This window comes from Terrabacter sp. 01T434, assembly GCF_056398545.1.
On record NZ_JBFTPP010000004.1, the window covers coordinates 124,272 to 142,161 of the forward strand.

Below are 17,890 nucleotides of genomic sequence, written 5' to 3' on the forward strand. Positions count from 1 at the left end.
GGCTCAGTCCTTGTGGGTCTTGCCGGGTAGGGCGAGCATCCGGTCGAGCGCGGCGCGGGCCTCGGCAGCAACGGTCGGGTCGACGCGGATCGGGTTGACGACACGCCCCTCGACGAGCGACTCGAGCGCCCACACCAGGTGCGGCAGGTCGATCCGGTTCATCGTCGAGCAGTAGCAGACGTTCTTCTCCAGGAAGGCGATCCGCTGCTCGGGGAACTGCTCGGCAAGTCGGCGCACGAGGTTGAGCTCGGTGCCGACGACCCACGACGTGCCGGCCGGGGCCGCGGCGATCGTCTGGATGATCTTCTCCGTCGACCCCACCTCGTCTGCCAGCTCGACGACGTCGTACTGGCACTCCGGGTGCACGATGACCTTGACACCCGGGATCTCTCGGCGCGCGGCCTCGACGGCGTCGACCGAGAAGCGGCCGTGCACGGAGCAGTGCCCGCGCCAGAGGATCATCCGCGCGTTCTCGAGCTGCGCCTGCGTCAGGCCGCCGTTCGGGCGGTGCGGGTCCCAGACGACGCAGTCGTCGAGGGAGAGGCCGAGCTCGCGCACGGCGGTGTTGCGGCCGAGGTGCTGGTCGGGCAGGAAGAGCACCTTGCCGGTGCCGCCGCCGTCCAGGCCGAGTCCGCCGACCTGGTCGAAGGCCCAGTCGAGGGCGGTGCGGGCGTTGGAGCTCGTGCAGATGGTGCCGCCGTGCCGGCCGGTGAAGGCCTTGATCGCGGCGGAGGAGTTCATGTAGGTGACCGGGATCGTCCGGTCGGCGACGCCGGCGGCGGTCAGCTGGTCCCAGCAGTCCTCGACCTGCGCGATCGCCGCCATGTCGGCCATCGAGCAGCCCGCGGCGAGGTCGGGCAGGATGACGGTCTGCTCGTCGCTCGTCAGGATGTCGGCGGACTCCGCCATGAAGTGCACTCCGCAGAAGACGATGTGCGGCGCGTCGGGCCGGGCTGCGGCGTCGCGAGCGAGCTTGAACGAGTCGCCCGTCACGTCGGCGAACTCGATGACCTCGTCGCGCTGGTAGTGGTGCCCCAGGACGAAGACGCGGTCCCCGAGCGCGGCCTTGGCGGCGCGGGCGCGCTCGACGAGACCGGGGTCGGACGGCGCCGGCAGGTCGCCCGGGCACTCGACGCCGCGCTCGGTGTGCAGGTCGGTGCCCGTCCCCAGGACCAGCAGGGGGAGTGGTGCAGGTGCCGTCGTCATGCCCAGATCGTATGCCGGTCGCCGCGCTCCGAGCGCCACCGGCCGGCCGTGGCAGTGGCAGGATTCCGGACGTGCACGTGATCATCGCCCCCGACTGCTACACCGGCACCCTCACCGCCTCCCAGGCCGCGGCCGCGATGGCCGCGGGCTGGGGCCGGACGGCTCCGGGCGACCGCCTCACCTGCCTTCCACTATCGGACGGCGGCCCCGGCTTCGTCGACGTCCTCGCCGAGAACCTCGACGGCGAGGTGCACGCCGTGGTGACCACCGACCCGCTGGGGCGTGAGGTGCCGGGCACGATCCTGCTCACGACCGGGGCAGGCGGGCGCACGGCATACGTGGAGTCGGCCCAGGCGGCCGGGCTGCACCTGCTCGCCCCCGACGAGCGCGACCCCACGCGGACGACGACGACGGGTGTCGGCACCCTCGTCCTTGCGGCGCTCGACGCCGGTGCCCGGCGCGTCGTCATCGGTCTCGGCGGCTCCGGCACCAACGACGCCGGGGCGGGCCTGCTCGCCGCCCTCGGTGTGGGGCCGACGGCGCGACTCGGCCGAGGTGGACTGGCGCTGGGAGCGACGACCCCGGACGACGTCGCCGGCCTCGATGCCGCCCGCGACCGGCTCCGGGGCGTCGACCTCGTCATCGCGAGCGACGTCGACTCGCCCTTGCTGGGGCTCAAGGGCGCCAGCGCCGTCTTCGGCCCCCAGAAGGGGGCCTCGGAGGAGGACGCGCAGCGGCTGGAGAACGCGCTGGGTCACTTCGCGAGCGTCGTGGCCCGCGTACGCCCGCCTGCCCGGGACCTGCTCACGGGTGCCCTCCTCAAACCCGAGCGCGAGCCCGGGGCCGGCGCCGCCGGCGGTCTCGGCTATGCCCTGCACCTGCTCGGGGCCCGCCGGGTGTCGGGCGTCGAGGCCGTGCTCGACGCGGTCGGTTTCGTCGACCTCGTGGCCTCCGCCGACCTCGTGGTCACCGGGGAGGGATCGTTCGACTGGCAGTCCCTGCGCGGCAAGGTCGTCGTGGGGGTCGCCGAGGCGGCCGCCCGCGTCGGTGTTCCCGTCATCGCGGTGCCGGGCCGGTCCCTGGTCGGGCGGCGGGAGGCGATGACGGCAGGCCTCTCGGGGGTGTATGCCGTTGCGGAGCGGCCCGACCAGGTCGCCGCCTCGCTGGCCGAGCCGGCTGCGCGCCTCGCCGACCGCACGGCCCGGGTGGCGCGGACGTGGTCCCCGACCGCGTCCTGACCCACCCACCGGGGCCGGATGCACCGTTCAGGCGGACGCGGTCGTATCCTTGGGAACGCCGGGAACACTTCCGGCCCGGCATGGGTTCTCTCCTTTGACCCATGTTCCACGACGTGAAGGACCAACACATGAGTGTCGAGACGAACGCATCTCCCGCCGAGGTTCAGACCGAGGCTCCCGCCCACGGTGTCGTCCTGACGGACGTCGCGGCGACGAAGGTCAAGAGCCTGCTCGAGCAGGAGGGTCGCGACGACCTCCGCCTCCGCGTCGGTGTCCAGCCCGGCGGCTGCTCCGGCCTGATCTACCAGCTCTACTTCGACGAGCGCAGCCTCGACGGTGACCTCGTCCGCGACTTCGACGGTGTCGAGGTCGTCGTCGACCGGATGAGCTCCCCGTACCTCGAGGGCGCCACGATCGACTTCGCCGACACCATCGAGAAGCAGGGCTTCACCATCGACAACCCCAACGCAGGCAGCAGCTGCGCCTGCGGCGACTCCTTCAGCTGAGCCGCACGACGCACTGACGCGAGGGCCCGACCGCCACGGTCGGGCCCTTCGTCGTCCCCGTCGGGTCGGTGTCGAGCCGGCGGCGGAGGCAGGCCGTGGACCGTACGCCGATGCCGGGTAGGTTCGTCCCGTGCAGATAGCCATCACCGGTTCCATCGCGACCGACCACCTCATGACCTTCGACGGACTCTTCGCCGACTCGCTCGTCGTCGAGCAGCTCGACAAGATCTCGCTGTCGTTCCTCACCTCGGACCTGCAGGTGCGCCGGGGTGGGGTGGCCGCCAACATCGCGTTCGGCATGGCCAACCTCGGCCAGCGGCCGCTGCTCGTCGGCGCGGTCGGTGAGGACTTCACCGACTACCGCAGCTGGCTCGAGCGCCACGGGGTCGACTGCGGGGGAGTGCACTACTCCGAGTCCCAGCACACCGCGCGCTTCATCTGCACGACCGACCGCGACATGGCCCAGATCGCCACCTTCTACGCCGGGGCCATGACCGAGGCCCGCGACATCGAGCTCGCGCCGGTCGCCCAGCGGGTCGGCGGTCTCGACCTCGTCGTCGTCGGGGCCAACGACCCCGAGGCCATGCTGCGCCACTCCGACGAGTGCCGGTCGCGAGGCATCCCGTTCGCAGCCGACCCCTCGCAGCAGCTCGCCTTCTGCGACGGGCCGACCATCGCGCGCCTCATCGACGGCGCCGAGTACCTCTTCACCAACGAGTACGAGAGCCACCTCGCCTGCCAGAAGACGGGCTGGACCGAGGACGAGCTCGCCGACCGGGTCCGCGTGCAGGTCAAGACGCGTGGCAAGGACGGCGTCACCGTCCGCGTCCGCGGAGAGGACCCTGTCGAGGTCGGCGTCGCCCGCGAGGTGCGCAAGGCGGACCCGACCGGGGTGGGCGATGCCTTCCGTGCCGGTTTCCTCACGGGTCTCGCGGTGGGCCTGTCCGTGCGTCGCTGCGCCGAGCTCGGTTCGATGCTCGCCACCTACGTCATCGAGACCGTGGGCACCCAGGAGTACGTCCTGGGCAAGGAGCGCTTCCTCGAGCGCCTCGCCGAGGCCTACGGCCCCGAGTCGGCCGCCGAGATCGGGCCCCACGTCACGTGCCCGCGGCCATGACGCCCTCACCGACCGGCCGCTGACGGCTGCCGCCCACCCGGATCCCGTCGTGCCCACGCCGCCGCCGCCCACGCCCTGGGACTTCGCCCTCGACCGCGTGCCGGCGGGCGAGGACCTCATCGGCATCGGCGCCGACCTCGATGTCTCGACCCTCTTCGAGGCGTACTCCGTGGGGGTGTTCCCGATGGGCATCGGCGACCACGGGTCCGAGCCGATCGGGTGGTGGTCACCGGACCCGCGCGGCATCCTGCGGCCCCGTGAGCTGAACGTGAGCCGGTCGCTGCGCAAGGCCGTGGCCCATTTCGAGGTGCGCGTCGACACCGACTTCCAGTCGGTCGTCGAGGCGTGTGCCGCGCCCGACCGGGAGGGCCGCTGGATCACTCCGGAGATCGTCGACGCCTACCTGCGCCTGCACCGCGCGGGGTGGGCGCACTCGGTCGAGACGTGGCAGGACGGCGAGCTGGTCGGCGGCCTCTACGGCGTCGCGATCGGTGGCCTCTTCGCAGGCGAGTCGATGTTCCACCATGCCCGGGACGCGTCGAAGGTCGCCCTCGTCGGTCTCCGTGACCTGCTCATCACCGACGGCGACCCACGTCGGCTCGTCGACGTCCAGTGGCAGACGCCGCACCTGGCCACCCTGGGTGTGCGCGAGGTCCCGCGCGACGAGTACCTCGCGATCCTGCCGACCGTGCTCAGCGCGCCGCTTCCGGCGTGCTGGTCCTGACCACCTCGACGACGTATGCCGTGTGGTCGGCCTCCGCACGCGCCTCGACGAAGCGGTGGCCGCGCATCCGGCACCACGCGGGGACGTCGTGTGCGGCAGCGGGGTCCGTGGCGAGCACGGTGACGACTCGCAGGCCCGGTCCCTCGCTCACGGCGCGAGCGAGCCGGATCACGGGCAGGGGGCAACGCTCGCCCCGGGCGTCCACGACGGCCTCGTCACCCATGTCACCCGCGTCACCCGGGTCACCGGCGTCAGCCACGGCGCCCCTCACAGGTCGCCGACCCCGAGCTGGTCGCGGACGCTCCGGACCGTCGGCGCGATCGCGGCAGCGAAGGCCGCGACGTCGTCGACAAGGCCGGGTGAGACCGCGGGCAGGGGGAGGGTGACGCGCACGTTCCCGTGCGTCAGGACCCCCATGGCGGCGAGAACGTGGCTGGGCTCGAGCGTGCTCGACGTGCAGGCCGACCCGCTCGCGACCGCGAAGCCCAGGGCGTCGAACGCCCCCACGACGGCCTCCCCGTCGACGTAGAGGCTCGAGAAGGTGACGACGTGCGGGAGTCGGTCGTCAGGATCGCCGACGACCTCGGTATCGGGAACGACGGACGCGACAGCGCGGATGTCGTCGACGAGGGCGCGGGCCACCCGGTCGTCCTCGGGCCGCGTCGTCGCCGTCTGCTGCCAGGCCTCGGCAGCAGCCAGCGCGAGCGGCACCCAGGGGAGGACGTCGGTGCGACCGTGCTCGACGTCTGCGCGGGCGTCGGGCCACTGCCACCGAACCCCTTCGCGCACGACGAGGACGCCAAGGGGAGGACCGCCCCACGAGCGAGCATCGCCGACGAGGAGGTCCCAGTCCGACGGCACGTCGTCGCGTCCCAGCGAGGCCATGGCGTCGACGACGAGGGGTATGCCGTGGGCACCGGCCGCGGCCCGGGCCTCGGCGAGGGGCTGGCGGGTGCCGACCTCACCGTTGGCGGCCTGCAGCACGGCCACGACGCTGCGCGGCACGGCCAGGGCGTCACGCCAGGCCTCGAGGTCGAGCCGGCCCGTCCCGTCGACGCGCACCTCCGCGAGCAGGGACGGGTCGTCGGCAGCCGCCGCGCGGGCCCGGCCGGGCACGAGGACCGCGGAGTGCTCCACCGCGGAGGCGACCGTGCGCGCCCCACGGCGGCGGGCGGCATACGCCACCCCGTCGACGGCCCGGGCCAGGGCGGTCGGGCCGCTGGGCAGGAAGCTCACCTCAGCGGGTCGCACGCCGAGGGCCGCCGCGACGACCTCCCGGGAGCGGTCGAGCAGCGCTCGTGCCCGACGGCCCTCCGTGTGGAGGGCGGCCGGGTCGGCCCAACCCACCTCGACCGCGGCACGCAGGGTGTCCCGGGCGACGGGGTGCAGGGGGCCGGACGCCGCGTCGAGCAGGCGACGCGTCCCCGGCGCGAGGGGGGCTGCAGGGCGGCGCTGATGGTCGTCCGGGAGTCCGCCCGGGGGGCGCTGGGAGCCACCTGACGGGGGCGACGGGGCGGGTCCAACGTTCGTGCCCGGATCGTGACTGACCACTCCGCAACGTTAGCCGCCCCCTGCGGACACCGTGACAAGTGGGACGGTAGGGTTGCGCCGTGGGCCTCTGCTGCCCAGACGGTTTGACGCGAACACGTTGTATGCGCGCCCTGCGCGCCCACGTACGGAACGAAAGGTGCACCTGGTGCCTGAGCTCGAAGACACCCCAGCGGCGTCGCCGGCGGTGACGACGGTGGGGGGGGACACCGGGCGGCGACGCACGGGACTCCGCCTCGCCGGCATCGCTGCGCTCGCGGCCGTGGCCCTCAGCGGTTGCCAGGGACGGGTGTCCAACGGATACCTCCCGCCCGTGGTTTCCGACAGCGGACAGCGGGTCACCGACCTGTGGATCCCCAGCTGGATCGCTGTCCTCGCCGTCGGCGCCGTGACGTGGGGGCTGATGCTCTACGCCGCGATCCGCTTCCGCAAGCGCAAGGGCGACGAGACGCTGCCCGTCCAGCTGCGCTACAACGTGCCGATGGAGATGCTCTACACCGTCATCCCGGTGTTCATGGTGGCCGTGTTCTTCTACTACACCGCGCGCGACGAGGCCGCCCTCGTCGAGACGAGCACGAAGCAGGACCTCACGGTCAGCGTCGTCGCCAAGCAGTGGAGCTGGGACTTCAACTACGTCGACTCCAACGTCCACGAGACGGGCGTCCACACCGAGCTCGACGGCACCGAGGGCAAGCGGGCCCAGATGCCCGTGCTCTACCTCCCGGTCAACAAGCGCGTCGAGTTCGTCCTCAACTCCCGTGACGTCATCCACAGCTTCTGGGTGCCGGCGTTCATGATGAAGATGGACATCATCCCGGGCAAGACGAACAAGTTCCAGCTCACGCCGACCCAGGTCGGCACCTTCCAGGGCAAGTGCGCCGAGCTCTGCGGCGCCTACCACTCGCAGATGCTCTTCATGGTCAAGGTCGTCCCGCAGGCCGAGTACGACCAGGAGATGGCTCGCCTGAAGTCCATCGGCAACGAAGGCCTCATCCCCGTCGACGCCAGCCGTGAGCACATGGTCACCGGCGACATCCAGAAAATCCCCGCACCGGTCCGCTCTGGGAGCAACCAATGACATCCGCAACGCTCAACCGTGAGGCCCAGGCCCCGGGCATGACGGCCGCGCGGCCGCGCCTGGCCAAGGGGCAGACGTTCGTCAAGTGGGTGACGACGACCGACCACAAGGTCATCGGCAACCTCTACTTCATCACCTCGTTCGTCTTCTTCCTGCTCGGCGGGGTGATGGCGCTGCTGATCCGCGCGGAGCTGATGGCGCCGGGTCTGCAGATCGTGGACAACCCCGAGCAGTACAACCAGCTCTTCACGATGCACGGCACGATCATGCTGCTGCTGTTCGCGACGCCGCTCTTCGCCGGTTTCGCCAACGCTGTGATGCCGCTGCAGATCGGCGCGCCGGACGTGGCGTTCCCGCGCCTCAACATGTTCGCGTACTGGCTCTACCTCTTCGGTGGGCTGATCGCCTCCGCCGGCTTCATCACGCCGCAGGGCGCGGCCGCCTTCGGCTGGTTCGCCTACGCCCCGCTGTCCGACGCCAGCTACTCGCCCGGTGTCGGTGGTGACCTGTGGGTCTTCGGTCTCGCGCTCGCCGGTTTCGGCACGATCCTGGGCGCCGTCAACTTCATCACCACGATCATCTGCCTGCGCGCTCCGGGAATGACGATGTTCCGGATGCCGATGTTCACCTGGACCGTCCTCGTGACCTCGCTGCTGGTGATCATGGCGTTCCCGATCCTCGCGGCGGCGCTCTTCGCCCTCGGCGGTGACCGGCGCTTCGACATGCACATCTTCGACCCGCAGAACAACGGGGCGATGCTGTGGCAGCACATGTTCTGGTTCTTCGGCCACCCGGAGGTCTACATCATCGCGCTGCCGTTCTTCGGCATCATCAGCGAGGTGCTGCCGGTCTTCTCACGCAAGCCGATCTTCGGGTACAAGACCCTCGTCTTCGCCACGATCGCCATCGCGGCCCTGTCGGCGAGCGTCTGGGCGCACCACATGTACGTCACCGGACAGGTGCTGCTGCCGTTCTTCTCGGTGATGACGATGCTCATCGCCGTGCCGACCGGGGTGAAGTTCTTCAACTGGATCGGCACGATGTGGGGCGGCAAGGTCGTCATGGCCACCCCGATGCTGTGGGCGATGGGCTTCCTCGTCACCTTCCTCTTCGGCGGCCTGACCGGCATCATCCTGTCCAGCCCGGCACTCGACTTCCACCTGTCCGACAGCTACTTCGTCGTCGCGCACTTCCACTACACCGTCTTCGGCACCGTGGTCTTCGCGATGTTCTCCGGGTACTACTTCTGGTGGCCCAAGCTGACCGGTCGGATGCTCGACGAGAAGCTCGGAAAGATCCACTTCTGGATGCTCTTCATCGGCTTCCACACCACGTTCCTGATCCAGCACTGGCTCGGGGTCGAGGGCATGGCCCGCCGGTACGCCGACTACCTGCCCGAGGAGGGCTTCCAGGCGGCGAACATCGTCTCGAGCCTCGGTGCGTTCCTGCTCGGCGCCTCGATGATCCCGTTCGTCTGGAACGTGTGGAAGACCTGGCGCACGGCTCCGCTGGTGGAGTCCGACGACCCGTGGGGCTACGGCGCCTCGCTGGAGTGGGCCACCTCGTGCCCCCCGCCGCGGCACAACTTCACCTCGCTGCCGCGGATCCGCTCCGAGCGCCCCGCCTTCGACCTGCACCACCCCGAGACGGCCGTGGGCGTCGCCCCCGTCGCCGACCGGGGCACCCTCGTCCAGGTCATGGGCTCGGCCGACGTGGCCGGACCCGAGAAGGCCACCGCCAGCTCCGAGAAGCGTGAGGACTGACCCCGATGCGTGTCGAGACCAAGCTCTTCCTGTACCTGTTCGCCTTCTTCGTCCCCGTCACCCTGATGTACGGCTTCTGGTCCAAGTGGGAGGAGCCGATCGGCCTCACCGCGCTGGTCCTCACGGCCCTGCTCTTCGCGCTCAGCGGCTTCTACCTCTGGATGACGGGCAAGAAGCTGCCGCTGCGTCCCGAGGACAACGCGTCCGGTGAGATCGAGGACGCCGAGGGCAACTACGGCTACTTCGTCGCCAGCTCGTGGACGCCGCTGTGGCTGGCCGGCTCCGGCGCCATCATGTTCGCCGGGCTCGCGATCGGCTGGTGGCTCTTCATCATCGGGGCGGCCTTCGGGATCGTCGCCGTGTGCCTCTGGGTCTTCGAGTCCTTCTCGGGCGAGTACTCCATCTGAACCCGCTCGTTCGAACCCACGAAGGGCCCCGGTCGACGACCGGGGCCCTTCGTCATGCCGGCTGGGTGCTGGGTGCTGGGTGCTGGGTGAGGGGTGCGGGTGCCAGGGTCAGGCAGGTACCCCTCGACGCCAGCCGTGTCGCGGCTCGAAGCCGATGAGCCGGCGGGCGCGGGCGTTCGACAGCAGGGTCGCATGACCCGTGAGGTCACCACGGATCTCGACGTCGGGAAAGACGTCGGCCATCAGCTCGGCGCTCGGCCGCTCCATGATGGTGTCGTCGCCCGCGATGATGAGGTTGACGGACCCGGTCGTGTCGGCCTCCAGGGCGTTGCGGCACGAGGCGGCGGCGTCGCGCACGTCGATGTAGCCCCACAGGTTCCACATCCGGCTCGTGGCATCTGCCTGGAACGACGGCACCCGCCGGTAGTCCTCGTCGGTGAAGATGTTCGAGAAGCGCAGACCCACGAAGGGGATGCCGCTCCACGTGCTGATGTGCTCGGCCATCGTCTCGCTCAGCACCTTGGACAGGGCATACGTCGACTCGGGGTGGGGGTAGTGGTCCTCGTCGACCGGTGCGTACCGCGGGGGAGCCTCGGGGCCGAAGGCGAGGCCCAGCGTGGTCTCGCTCGAGGCCCAGACGACCTTGCGCAGTCCGAGCGTCCGAGCGGCCAGGAAGACATGCGCGTTCATCGTGGTGTTCTCGGTGAGGGTGCGCGCGGCAGGACGCAGCCCCGGCGCCGGGATGTTGGCCAGGTGCACGACGGCGTCGGCTCCGTCGAGCACGTCGACGACCTGTCCGTGGTCGGTCAGGTCAGCCCTGAGGTAGGCCGTGTCGATCCCGTCCGGTGGTGGTGTGAGGTCGGTGGCGAGCACGCGGTAGCCGTGCTCCAGCAGGTCGGCGACGGCGGCTCTGCCGGCCTTGCCGGCGGCGCCGGTCACGACGATGTGCGCGGGTGTGGTCGTCATGCAAGCACCCTAGCCGCGGGGCCTGCGAGGCAGCCTCTGGGCAAGCCCAAGGGGCCGGAGAAGGGCCGGACGCGTCCCGGACAGCGCGAAGGGGAAGGCCGTAGGCCTTCCCCTTCTATCCGACCCGGACCTTCACGGTCCGTGCGGCTCGCAGTGCGATCGTGTGGGAGAGAACATCCTGGCGCACCTCCATCCGATCGGTTGTACGGTATGTCGACATTAACCCCGACCTGGGGCGAGGTAAAGAGGCGCTCTCTGCGTACCCGACAAACCGTCCCGAATGTGAGACGCCGCCAGGGGTTCAGCCCCAGCCCAGCTCGTGCAGGTGGGCGTCGTCGATCCCGAAGTGGTGCGCCACCTCGTGCACGACGGTGATGGCGATCTCCGCACGCAGCTCCTCCGCGGTGCTGCAGAGGCGCTCCAGGGGCCCTTGGAAGATCGTGATGCGGTCCGGCAGTGCCCCGGCATCCCACCACCCGTCTCGCTCGGTCAGTGGGGTGCCCTCGTAGACCCCGAGCAGCTCAGGGTCCTCCGACGGCGGCTCGTGCTCGACGAGCACGACGACGTTGTCCATGGCCTGTGCGAGCTCGGGCGGGATGGTGTCGAGCGCCTCACCCACGGCCTCCTCGAACTCGGTGTCGGACAGGTGCTGCATGGGCCGAGTCTGTCACGCGGGTCCGGGGAGAGGGTCGGGGTGGGGGACCCAGGGGACCCAGGGGACTTTGGGGACTCAGGGGACCGACGCTGGCGTGAGACCCCGGAGACGCCGAGAGGGACCTCCCGGTTGCCCGGAAGGTCCCTCTCGTCTGCGTGCTGCCGAACCGTGCTCGACGTTCAGTGTCGGTGCTTGTCCGCCTTGATCGTCTCGCGTTCGCGGGCGGCCCCAGCCTGCTCGATGGCCTCGTGCCCACCGTCGACGGCGGCGCCGTGGTCGTCGTGCTCGTGGTGGGCCGCCTCGAGCTCGGACGGAGTCGGCGGAGCCACGCGGTCACGGAAGTAGAAGTTCGAGAACTTCGCGCGCAGTCGCTCCTTGCGGGCGATCGGGCTGTCGACGCCGTTGGCGTCCTTGCCTGCCGTGAGCTGAAGCGGCTCGTGGGACTCGTGCTGGACCAGGACCCACCGCTCGTTGGGCGTGAGCGGCGCGTGGATCTCCTCGAACCGACCGTCGGCGTGGCGCCAGATGGTGCCCGTCTCGCGGCCGTGGAGGACCTTCTGACGGTCAGCGCGCTGCAGGCTGAGGCAGATGCGCTTGGTGATCCAGAACGCCACGGGCGGAGCCACGAAGAACAGCACCCGCAGGGTCTGGGTGATGTCGTTGATCGACAGGTGCAGCTTGATCGCCATGAGGTCGTTGCCCGCCGCGAGGAAGAGCACGATGTACATGGTGATACCGGCGATGCCGATGGCGGTCCGGGTGGGGGCGTTGCGCGGGCGGTCGAGCAGGTGGTGCTCGCGCTTGTCACCGGTCACCCACGCCTCGACGAACGGGTAGACGCCGATGATCGTCCACATCACCGGGAGCAGCACGAGCGACCCCGGGAAGATGTTCATGCTGAAGGTGAAGCCGAACGCCTCGAACTCGAGGAAGCCGGGCAGGAGGCGAAGCGCACCGTCGGCGAACCCCATGTACCAGTCAGGCTGCGAGCCCGCGGTGATGGGGGACGGGTCGTAGGGGCCGTAGGCCCAGATCGGGTTGATCGTGACGACCGCCGAGATGAGCGCGATGACGCCGAAGACGATGAAGAAGAAGCCGCCGGCCTTGGCGATGTACACCGGCAGGAGCGGGTAGCCGACGACGTTCTTGTTCGTGCGGCCCGGTCCGGGGAACTGCGTGTGCTTGTGCACGAAGACCAGCAGGATGTGCGCTGTGAAGAGGCCGACGAGGATGGCCGGGATGAGCAGCACGTGCGCGGAGTAGAGACGCGGGATGATCGCCTCTCCGGGGAAGGCGCCACCGAAGACGAAGTACGACAGGTAGGAGCCGATCACCGGTGCCGACTGCATGAAGCCGTTCATCGCGCGGATGCCCGTGCCGGAGAGCAGGTCGTCGGGGAGCGAGTAGCCGGCGAAGCCCTCGATGCAGGCGAGCAGCGACAGGATCGTGCCGAACACCCAGTTGATCTCGCGCGGCTTGCGGAACGCGCCGGTGAAGAAGACCCGAGCCATGTGCACGAACACCGAGACGACGAAGATCAGGGCCGCCCAGTGGTGGATCTGCCGGATGAGCAGACCGCCGCGGATGTCGAAGGAGATTCCGAGGGTCGAGCGGTAGGCGTCCGACATCGTGACGCCCTGGAGCGGGACGTACGAGCCGTCGTAGACGACCTGGCTGGCGCTGGGGACGAACCAGAACGTGAGGAACGCCCCGGTCAGCAGGCAGACGATCATCGAGTACATCGCGATCTCGCCGAGCATGAACGACCAGTGGTCGGGGAAGACCTTCTTGGCGAGGAAGGAGACACCCTTGGCCGCGCCCAGGCGGTCGTCCATCCACCCGGCGATACCGCCGAGCGGCTTGGCGGCGGTGGCCCGTTCGTCGGCCTGCCGGTCGCCGGCGCGAAGCGCGTCGGCGGGCCGGCTCTCGTTGATGGTGCTCATCGCGCACGCTCCCAGAAGCTCGGTCCCACGGGCTCGGCGAAGCCCTGGGGGGCGACGAGGTATCCCGCGTCGTCGACGGTGATCTTGAGTTGCGGCAGCGGCCGCTTGGCCGGGCCGAAGATGACGGCGCAGTCCTCGGTGAGGTCGAAGGTCGACTGGTGGCACGGGCAGAGCAGGTGGTGCGTCTGCTGCTCGTACAGGCCGACCGCGCAGCCGACGTGGGTGCAGATCTTGGAGTAGGCGACGGCACCGTCGACACCCCAGTCCTTGGCCTTCTGCACCTTGATCAGGTCGGGGTCGAGGCGGATGAGGATGACCGCTGCCTTGGCCTTCGCCTCGAGGACGCCCTTGCCCTCGTCGATGTACTTCTGGAGCGTCTCGGGCATGACGTGGAACACCGAGCCGGTGGTGACCTCGTCGAGGCGGATGGGCGTCATCTCCGGGTCACGCATGAGCCGGATCGGCTTGCCGCCGTTGTCCTTCGGGTCCCAGATGGTGTGCTTGAGCTCCTCGACGTTGACCGGGCCGAGCGAACCGGCGACCTGCAGGCCGAGGGGGAGGATGAAGAGCCCGAGCGCGCCGCCGAGGGAGTACTTCAGCAGCGGGCGACGGTTGAGCTGGGTGGAGGCGACTCCCTCGTTGACGACGGCGACGGCCTTGGCACGCTGCTCGGGGGTCGAGGCCTGCTCGTGGCGCTCCTCGGCGATCTCCTCGTCGGACATCAGCGTCTTGGCCCAGTGCACGGCACCGATGCCGATGAGGAAGATGGCGAAGCCGAGCGAGAGGCCGAGCACGACGTTCTGCGTCTTCGCGATGCCGATGCCGGGGAAGAAGAAGGTGGCCTCGTCGGGGATCGCGAAGTAGCTGACGAGGAAGACGAGCGTCGCGAGCATCGACAGGCCGAACATCGTCGCGACCTGGCGCTCGGCGCGCTTGGCGGCAGCGGGGTCGTCGTCGGCGGCACGGTGGACGTGCGGCGGAAGGCCGGGGTTCTCGAACTGGTCCACGCCCCTGATCAGCGACGCCGGCAGCAGGTCGTGGCTGTCGCCGGACGCCGGGACGAGTGACGTGCTCGTCCCGTGGTCCGTGGTCTCGTTGTCGTTCATCGGGTCGTGGTCCTGTCGTCGTTCGTGATCGAGGCGATGCAGCGCGGGGTCATGCGGCCTTCTTGCCGAGCCAGACGGCACAGCCGATGAGGATGCCGAGCGCGAACACCCAGGCGAAGAGCCCCTCGGACACCGGCCCGAGGTTGCCCAGCGTGAGGCCACCGACGTTGGTCGCGTCCTCCTGTGCCTTGAGGTAGGAGATGACCTTCTGCTTCGCCTCGGGCGAGATGTTCATGTCGTTGAAGACGGGCATCGACTGCGGGCCGGACACCATGGCCTCGTAGATGTGCTTGGGCGTCGTGCCCTCGAGGGCGGGGGCGTACTTGCCGCGGGTCAGGGCGCCACCGGCACCGGCGAAGTTGTGGCACATCGCGCAGTTGACGCGGAAGATCTGGCCACCCTCGGCGATCGCCTTGTTGTTCTCGGGCGTGCCCGGCTGGATGACCGTCGTGTACTTGTCCTCGGGGACGGCCGGGCCGGGGCCGAGGGAGGCGACGTAGGCCGCGAGGGCGGCGATCTGCGTGTCGTCGAACTTCACCTTGTTCTGAGGCGCCTGGACGTTCGGCCCGGCGAGCGGCATACGACCCGTGCCGACCTGGAAGTCGACGGAGGCTGCGCCGACGCCGACGAGCGAGGGGCCGGACTTGGTGCCCTGCGCAGCGACGCCGTGGCAGGTGGCGCAATTGGCGATGAAGAGGTCCTTGCCCTGGGCGACGGCGTCGGCCGCGGCGGTGGGCGCGGCGGCGTTGGCGTCCTTGGGGGCGAGGAACGAGTAGGCGCCACCGGTCACGAGAAGGCCGAGCAGCAGCAGCACCGCGATCGCGGCGGGGTGTCGGCGTCGGGCGGCCAAGGCGTTCACTGTGGGTTCCTGTCGTCCATTTGGGGTGTGTTTCGGTTCTGGCGCGCGCTCATGCCGGAAGTCAGCGCAGGATGTAGATGGTCGCGAAGAGCGCGATCCACACGACGTCGACGAAGTGCCAGTAGTACGACGTCACGACGGCGCCGGTGGCGTTCGCGTGGGTGTAGCGACGCGTCGTGAACGTGCGCGCGATGATGAGCAGGAAGGCGATGAGGCCACCCGTCACGTGGAGGCCGTGGAAGCCGGTCGCCATGTAGAAGATGGAGCCGTACGCGTCGGAGCTCAAGGTGATGTTGTCGCGGGTGAGCTCGGAGTACTCCATGACCTGGCCGGAGATGAAGAAGGCGCCGAAGAGGTAGGTGAGGACGTACCACTCGCGCATGCCCCAGCTCTTGAGGTCGAAGAGCCGACCGGTCCGTGCCTTCTGGCCGCGCTCGGCCTTCCAGACGCCGAGCTGGCACCACACGGAGGAGATGACGAGCACGAGGCAGTTGACGCTCGCGAACGGCAGGTTCAGCTTCTCGGTGTGCGTCGCCCAGAGGTCTCCGCGGACCGAGCGGAGCTGGAAGTAGATCGCGAAGAGCCCCGCGAAGAACATGAGCTCGCTGGAGAGCCACACGATGGTGCCGACGGCAACCATGTTCGGGCGGGTCGCCGGACCGTGATGGGCCGGGCTCGCTACTGCGCTTGAAGGAACTGCCGATGCTGTCGCCACGTTGGACATTATTCCCACATTCCTGTCCGGCTGCGCGAGGGACCCCCCGCTGCAAGGCCGTTTCTCGCGCGGGTGTAGAGGATTCGTGACCATTCCGACACGAACCCTGAACAGCCGTGCTGCAGGCCGTCCGGAACCACCTTCCCACGGTGCCCTCCACGGCCCGCTCGCGGGTGGGGAGGTCCGTGCGGCGAGCCTCCCACGGCCCGGTAGCATCGGGCGCATGACCGCCTCGAACGACAGCGCAGCGCAGGGCACCTCGACCGACATCGCGACGGCGAGCGGGTCGCAGCGGCCGGTGGCTAAGGTGAGCGTGCTGCTCTACAGCGACGACTTCACGACCCGCGACGCGGTGCGCGCAGCGGTCGGTCGCCGGCCCGCGCGCGACGTCGAGGTGGTCCGCTGGCACGAGTGCGCGACGGCTGACGCCGTGATCAGCTCGGTCGAGTCCGAGCGCTTCGACATCCTCGTCCTCGACGGAGAGGCGGCCAAGGTCGGCGGCCTGGGACTGGCCCGCCAGCTGAAGAACGAGATCTTCGAGTGCCCCCCGATCATCGTGCTCACCGGTCGCCCGCAGGACAGCTGGCTCGCCGCCTGGTCCCAGGCCGACCTGGCCGTCCCGCACCCGCTCGACCCGATCGCGCTGACGTCGGCCGTCGCCACGCTCGCGCGTTCGGGCGTGCCGACGGCCTGACGCATGGCGCCGGACACGACGACCTGGCCTGCACTGCTCAGCGACCTCATCGCCGGCCGTGACCTCGACCGGGCGACGGCCGAGTGGGCCATGGCCCAGATCATGGACGGAGAGGCCACGCCCTCCCAGGTGGCGGGGTTTCTCATCGGGCTGCGCGCCAAGGGCGAGAGCATCGACGAGATGCGGGGCCTGGCGGAGCAGATGCTCGCGCATGCGCGGCGGATCGAGGTCCCGGGCCCCAGTCTCGACATCGTCGGTACGGGGGGCGACCGCGCCCACACCGTGAACATCTCGACGATGTCCGCGATGGTGGCTGCGGCTGCGGGAGTCCGCCTGGTCAAGCACGGCAACCGTGCCGCCTCGTCGTCGTCGGGCTCTGCCGACGTGCTCGAGGCCCTGGGTGTCGACCTGTCGCTGCCGCCCGAGCGCGTCGTGGAGGTGGCCTCGGAGGCCGGCATCACGTTCTGCTTCGCCCAGACCTTCCATCCGTCCTTCCGCCACACCGCCGTGCCACGTCGTGACCTCGGCGTCGGGACGGCATTCAACTTCCTCGGCCCGCTGACCAACCCGGCCCAGCCGACGTATGCCGCCGTGGGTTGTGCGGACGCCCGCATGGCCCCGCTCCTGGCGGGCGTCTTCGCCGACCGGGGCAAGGATGCCGCGGTCTTCCGTGGCGACGACGGCCTCGACGAGGTCACGGTGTCGACGACGACGCACGTGTGGTGGGTCCGGGGCGGGGCCGTCAGGGAGCGTTCCGTCGACCCGGAGCGGCTCGGTCTCCGGCTGCACCCCGTCGAGGACCTGCGCGGCGGCGACGCCGCGCACAACGCCGACGTCGTGCGTGACGTCTTTGCGGGGGCCACGGGCGCGGTGCGCGACGCCGTGCTGCTCAACGCCGGCATCGCCCTCGCTCTGACCCGGCCGGACTCCGGACCGTCGGAGGCGGACTTCGACGCCGACCTGCGCGCTGGCATGGCGGTTGCGGCAGAGGCCATCGACAGCGGCGCGGCCACGGGCCTCGTCGAACGCTGGGTGACCGCGACGCGCCGCTGAAGCGTCGCGGCGCCGCCGGGATGAGGGTCAGTCGCCCTCGAGGCCCAGGCTGAAGGCTGCCTCGAGGTCGTGCGAGGAGTAGGTGCGGAAGGCGATGTGCGTCGACGTGCCGACGATGCCCTCCACCTTGTTCAGCTGGTCGGCGATGACGTCGGCGAACTCCTCGTGCGCCTTGACCCGCACCATGGCGATGAGGTCGGTGTCCCCGGTCACCGAATAGACCTCGGACACGGCCGGGATGTCGGCGACGGCCTCCGCCACCTCCGGGATGCGGTCGACCTCGCAGCTGATCATGACGATGGCGGTGATCAC

At 70.0% G+C, this 17,890-nt stretch carries 19 protein-coding genes; 9 read left to right on the plus strand and 10 right to left on the minus strand.

What is annotated here, in order from left to right; translation table 11 throughout:
• Positions 1–3 precede the first annotated feature (3 nt).
• On the minus strand, positions 4–1,206 hold the full coding sequence (gene nadA / locus AC1DIW_RS10165; RefSeq protein ID WP_442278300.1) for a quinolinate synthase NadA: 1,203 nt from the start codon (positions 1,204–1,206) through the stop codon (positions 4–6).
• Positions 1,207–1,277: 71 nt separating this feature from the next.
• On the opposite strand from nadA, the gene AC1DIW_RS10170 reads away from it, so the two are divergent.
• The 4 genes from AC1DIW_RS10170 (at position 1,278) to aat (ending at position 4,791) form a co-directional block, all read left to right on the plus strand.
• Positions 1,278–2,444: a glycerate kinase family protein gene (locus tag AC1DIW_RS10170; protein ID WP_478107921.1), complete on the plus strand. Its 1,167-nt coding sequence runs from the start codon at positions 1,278–1,280 to the stop codon at positions 2,442–2,444.
• A gap of 128 nt (positions 2,445–2,572) precedes the next feature.
• Complete coding sequence (gene erpA / locus AC1DIW_RS10175; protein ID WP_020145450.1) at positions 2,573–2,950, plus strand: iron-sulfur cluster insertion protein ErpA; 378 nt, start codon at positions 2,573–2,575, stop codon at positions 2,948–2,950.
• 130 nt (positions 2,951–3,080) lie between these two features.
• Positions 3,081–4,067 carry a carbohydrate kinase family protein gene (locus tag AC1DIW_RS10180; protein ID WP_442278298.1) on the plus strand — a complete coding sequence of 329 codons (987 nt, stop codon included), beginning with the start codon at positions 3,081–3,083 and terminating at the stop codon, positions 4,065–4,067.
• 49 nt (positions 4,068–4,116) lie between these two features.
• Complete coding sequence (aat, locus tag AC1DIW_RS10185; protein ID WP_442278297.1) at positions 4,117–4,791, plus strand: leucyl/phenylalanyl-tRNA--protein transferase; 675 nt, start codon at positions 4,117–4,119, stop codon at positions 4,789–4,791.
• On the opposite strand, the gene AC1DIW_RS10190 is transcribed toward aat, so the two are convergent.
• Positions 4,760–5,014, minus strand: a complete 255-nt coding sequence (locus tag AC1DIW_RS10190; RefSeq protein ID WP_478108217.1) for a sulfurtransferase TusA family protein — start codon at positions 5,012–5,014, stop codon at positions 4,760–4,762. The genes aat and AC1DIW_RS10190 overlap by 32 nt on opposite strands.
• Positions 5,015–5,058: 44 nt before the next feature.
• The gene (locus tag AC1DIW_RS10195; protein ID WP_478107924.1) at positions 5,059–6,342 is read right to left on the minus strand and encodes a cysteine desulfurase family protein; all 1,284 of its coding nucleotides are present in this window, start codon (positions 6,340–6,342) and stop codon (positions 5,059–5,061) included.
• Between the two features lie 145 nt (positions 6,343–6,487).
• On the opposite strand from AC1DIW_RS10195, the gene ctaC reads away from it, so the two are divergent.
• Genes ctaC through AC1DIW_RS10210 form a run of 3 tightly spaced genes read left to right on the plus strand, consistent with a single transcriptional unit; the run spans position 6,488 to position 9,587 of the window.
• Positions 6,488–7,417, plus strand: a complete 930-nt coding sequence (gene ctaC, locus AC1DIW_RS10200; protein WP_442278294.1) for an aa3-type cytochrome oxidase subunit II — start codon at positions 6,488–6,490, stop codon at positions 7,415–7,417.
• Positions 7,414–9,180: an aa3-type cytochrome oxidase subunit I gene (ctaD, locus tag AC1DIW_RS10205; protein WP_478107925.1), complete on the plus strand. Its 1,767-nt coding sequence runs from the start codon at positions 7,414–7,416 to the stop codon at positions 9,178–9,180. Before ctaC ends, ctaD begins: the two co-directional genes overlap by 4 nt.
• Positions 9,181–9,185: 5 nt before the next feature.
• On the plus strand, positions 9,186–9,587 hold the full coding sequence (locus AC1DIW_RS10210) for a cytochrome c oxidase subunit 4 (RefSeq protein ID WP_478107927.1): 402 nt from the start codon (positions 9,186–9,188) through the stop codon (positions 9,585–9,587).
• 108 nt (positions 9,588–9,695) lie between these two features.
• On the opposite strand, the gene AC1DIW_RS10215 is transcribed toward AC1DIW_RS10210, so the two are convergent.
• From AC1DIW_RS10215 to ctaE, 6 genes are all read right to left on the minus strand, one after another.
• Positions 9,696–10,553 (minus strand): NAD-dependent epimerase/dehydratase family protein, encoded by an 858-nt coding sequence (locus AC1DIW_RS10215; protein WP_478107929.1) that lies wholly within the window; start codon positions 10,551–10,553, stop codon positions 9,696–9,698.
• A gap of 301 nt (positions 10,554–10,854) precedes the next feature.
• A complete protein-coding gene (locus tag AC1DIW_RS10220) occupies positions 10,855–11,208 on the minus strand; it encodes a metallopeptidase family protein (protein WP_478107931.1) in 354 nt (117 codons plus the stop codon).
• Between the two features lie 179 nt (positions 11,209–11,387).
• Positions 11,388–13,151 carry a cytochrome bc1 complex cytochrome b subunit gene (gene qcrB / locus AC1DIW_RS10225; RefSeq protein ID WP_478107932.1) on the minus strand — a complete coding sequence of 588 codons (1,764 nt, stop codon included), beginning with the start codon at positions 13,149–13,151 and terminating at the stop codon, positions 11,388–11,390.
• A complete protein-coding gene (gene qcrA, locus AC1DIW_RS10230; RefSeq protein ID WP_442278288.1) occupies positions 13,148–14,257 on the minus strand; it encodes a cytochrome bc1 complex Rieske iron-sulfur subunit in 1,110 nt (369 codons plus the stop codon). Before qcrA ends, qcrB begins: the two co-directional genes overlap by 4 nt.
• Positions 14,258–14,306: 49 nt before the next feature.
• Entirely contained in the window at positions 14,307–15,116 is an 810-nt protein-coding gene (gene qcrC / locus AC1DIW_RS10235; RefSeq protein ID WP_442278287.1) for a cytochrome bc1 complex diheme cytochrome c subunit, read from the minus strand.
• Between the two features lie 61 nt (positions 15,117–15,177).
• Positions 15,178–15,840 carry an aa3-type cytochrome oxidase subunit III gene (gene ctaE, locus AC1DIW_RS10240; protein ID WP_442278286.1) on the minus strand — a complete coding sequence of 221 codons (663 nt, stop codon included), beginning with the start codon at positions 15,838–15,840 and terminating at the stop codon, positions 15,178–15,180.
• 214 nt (positions 15,841–16,054) lie between these two features.
• Between ctaE and AC1DIW_RS10245 the strand changes: the two genes are divergently transcribed.
• On the plus strand, positions 16,055–16,525 hold the full coding sequence (locus tag AC1DIW_RS10245; protein WP_442278285.1) for a PleD family two-component system response regulator: 471 nt from the start codon (positions 16,055–16,057) through the stop codon (positions 16,523–16,525).
• A gap of 3 nt (positions 16,526–16,528) precedes the next feature.
• Positions 16,529–17,578 carry an anthranilate phosphoribosyltransferase gene (gene trpD / locus AC1DIW_RS10250; protein ID WP_442278284.1) on the plus strand — a complete coding sequence of 350 codons (1,050 nt, stop codon included), beginning with the start codon at positions 16,529–16,531 and terminating at the stop codon, positions 17,576–17,578.
• Between the two features lie 27 nt (positions 17,579–17,605).
• On the opposite strand, the gene AC1DIW_RS10255 is transcribed toward trpD, so the two are convergent.
• Positions 17,606–17,890 carry an Lrp/AsnC family transcriptional regulator gene (locus AC1DIW_RS10255; protein ID WP_442278283.1) on the minus strand — a complete coding sequence of 95 codons (285 nt, stop codon included), beginning with the start codon at positions 17,888–17,890 and terminating at the stop codon, positions 17,606–17,608.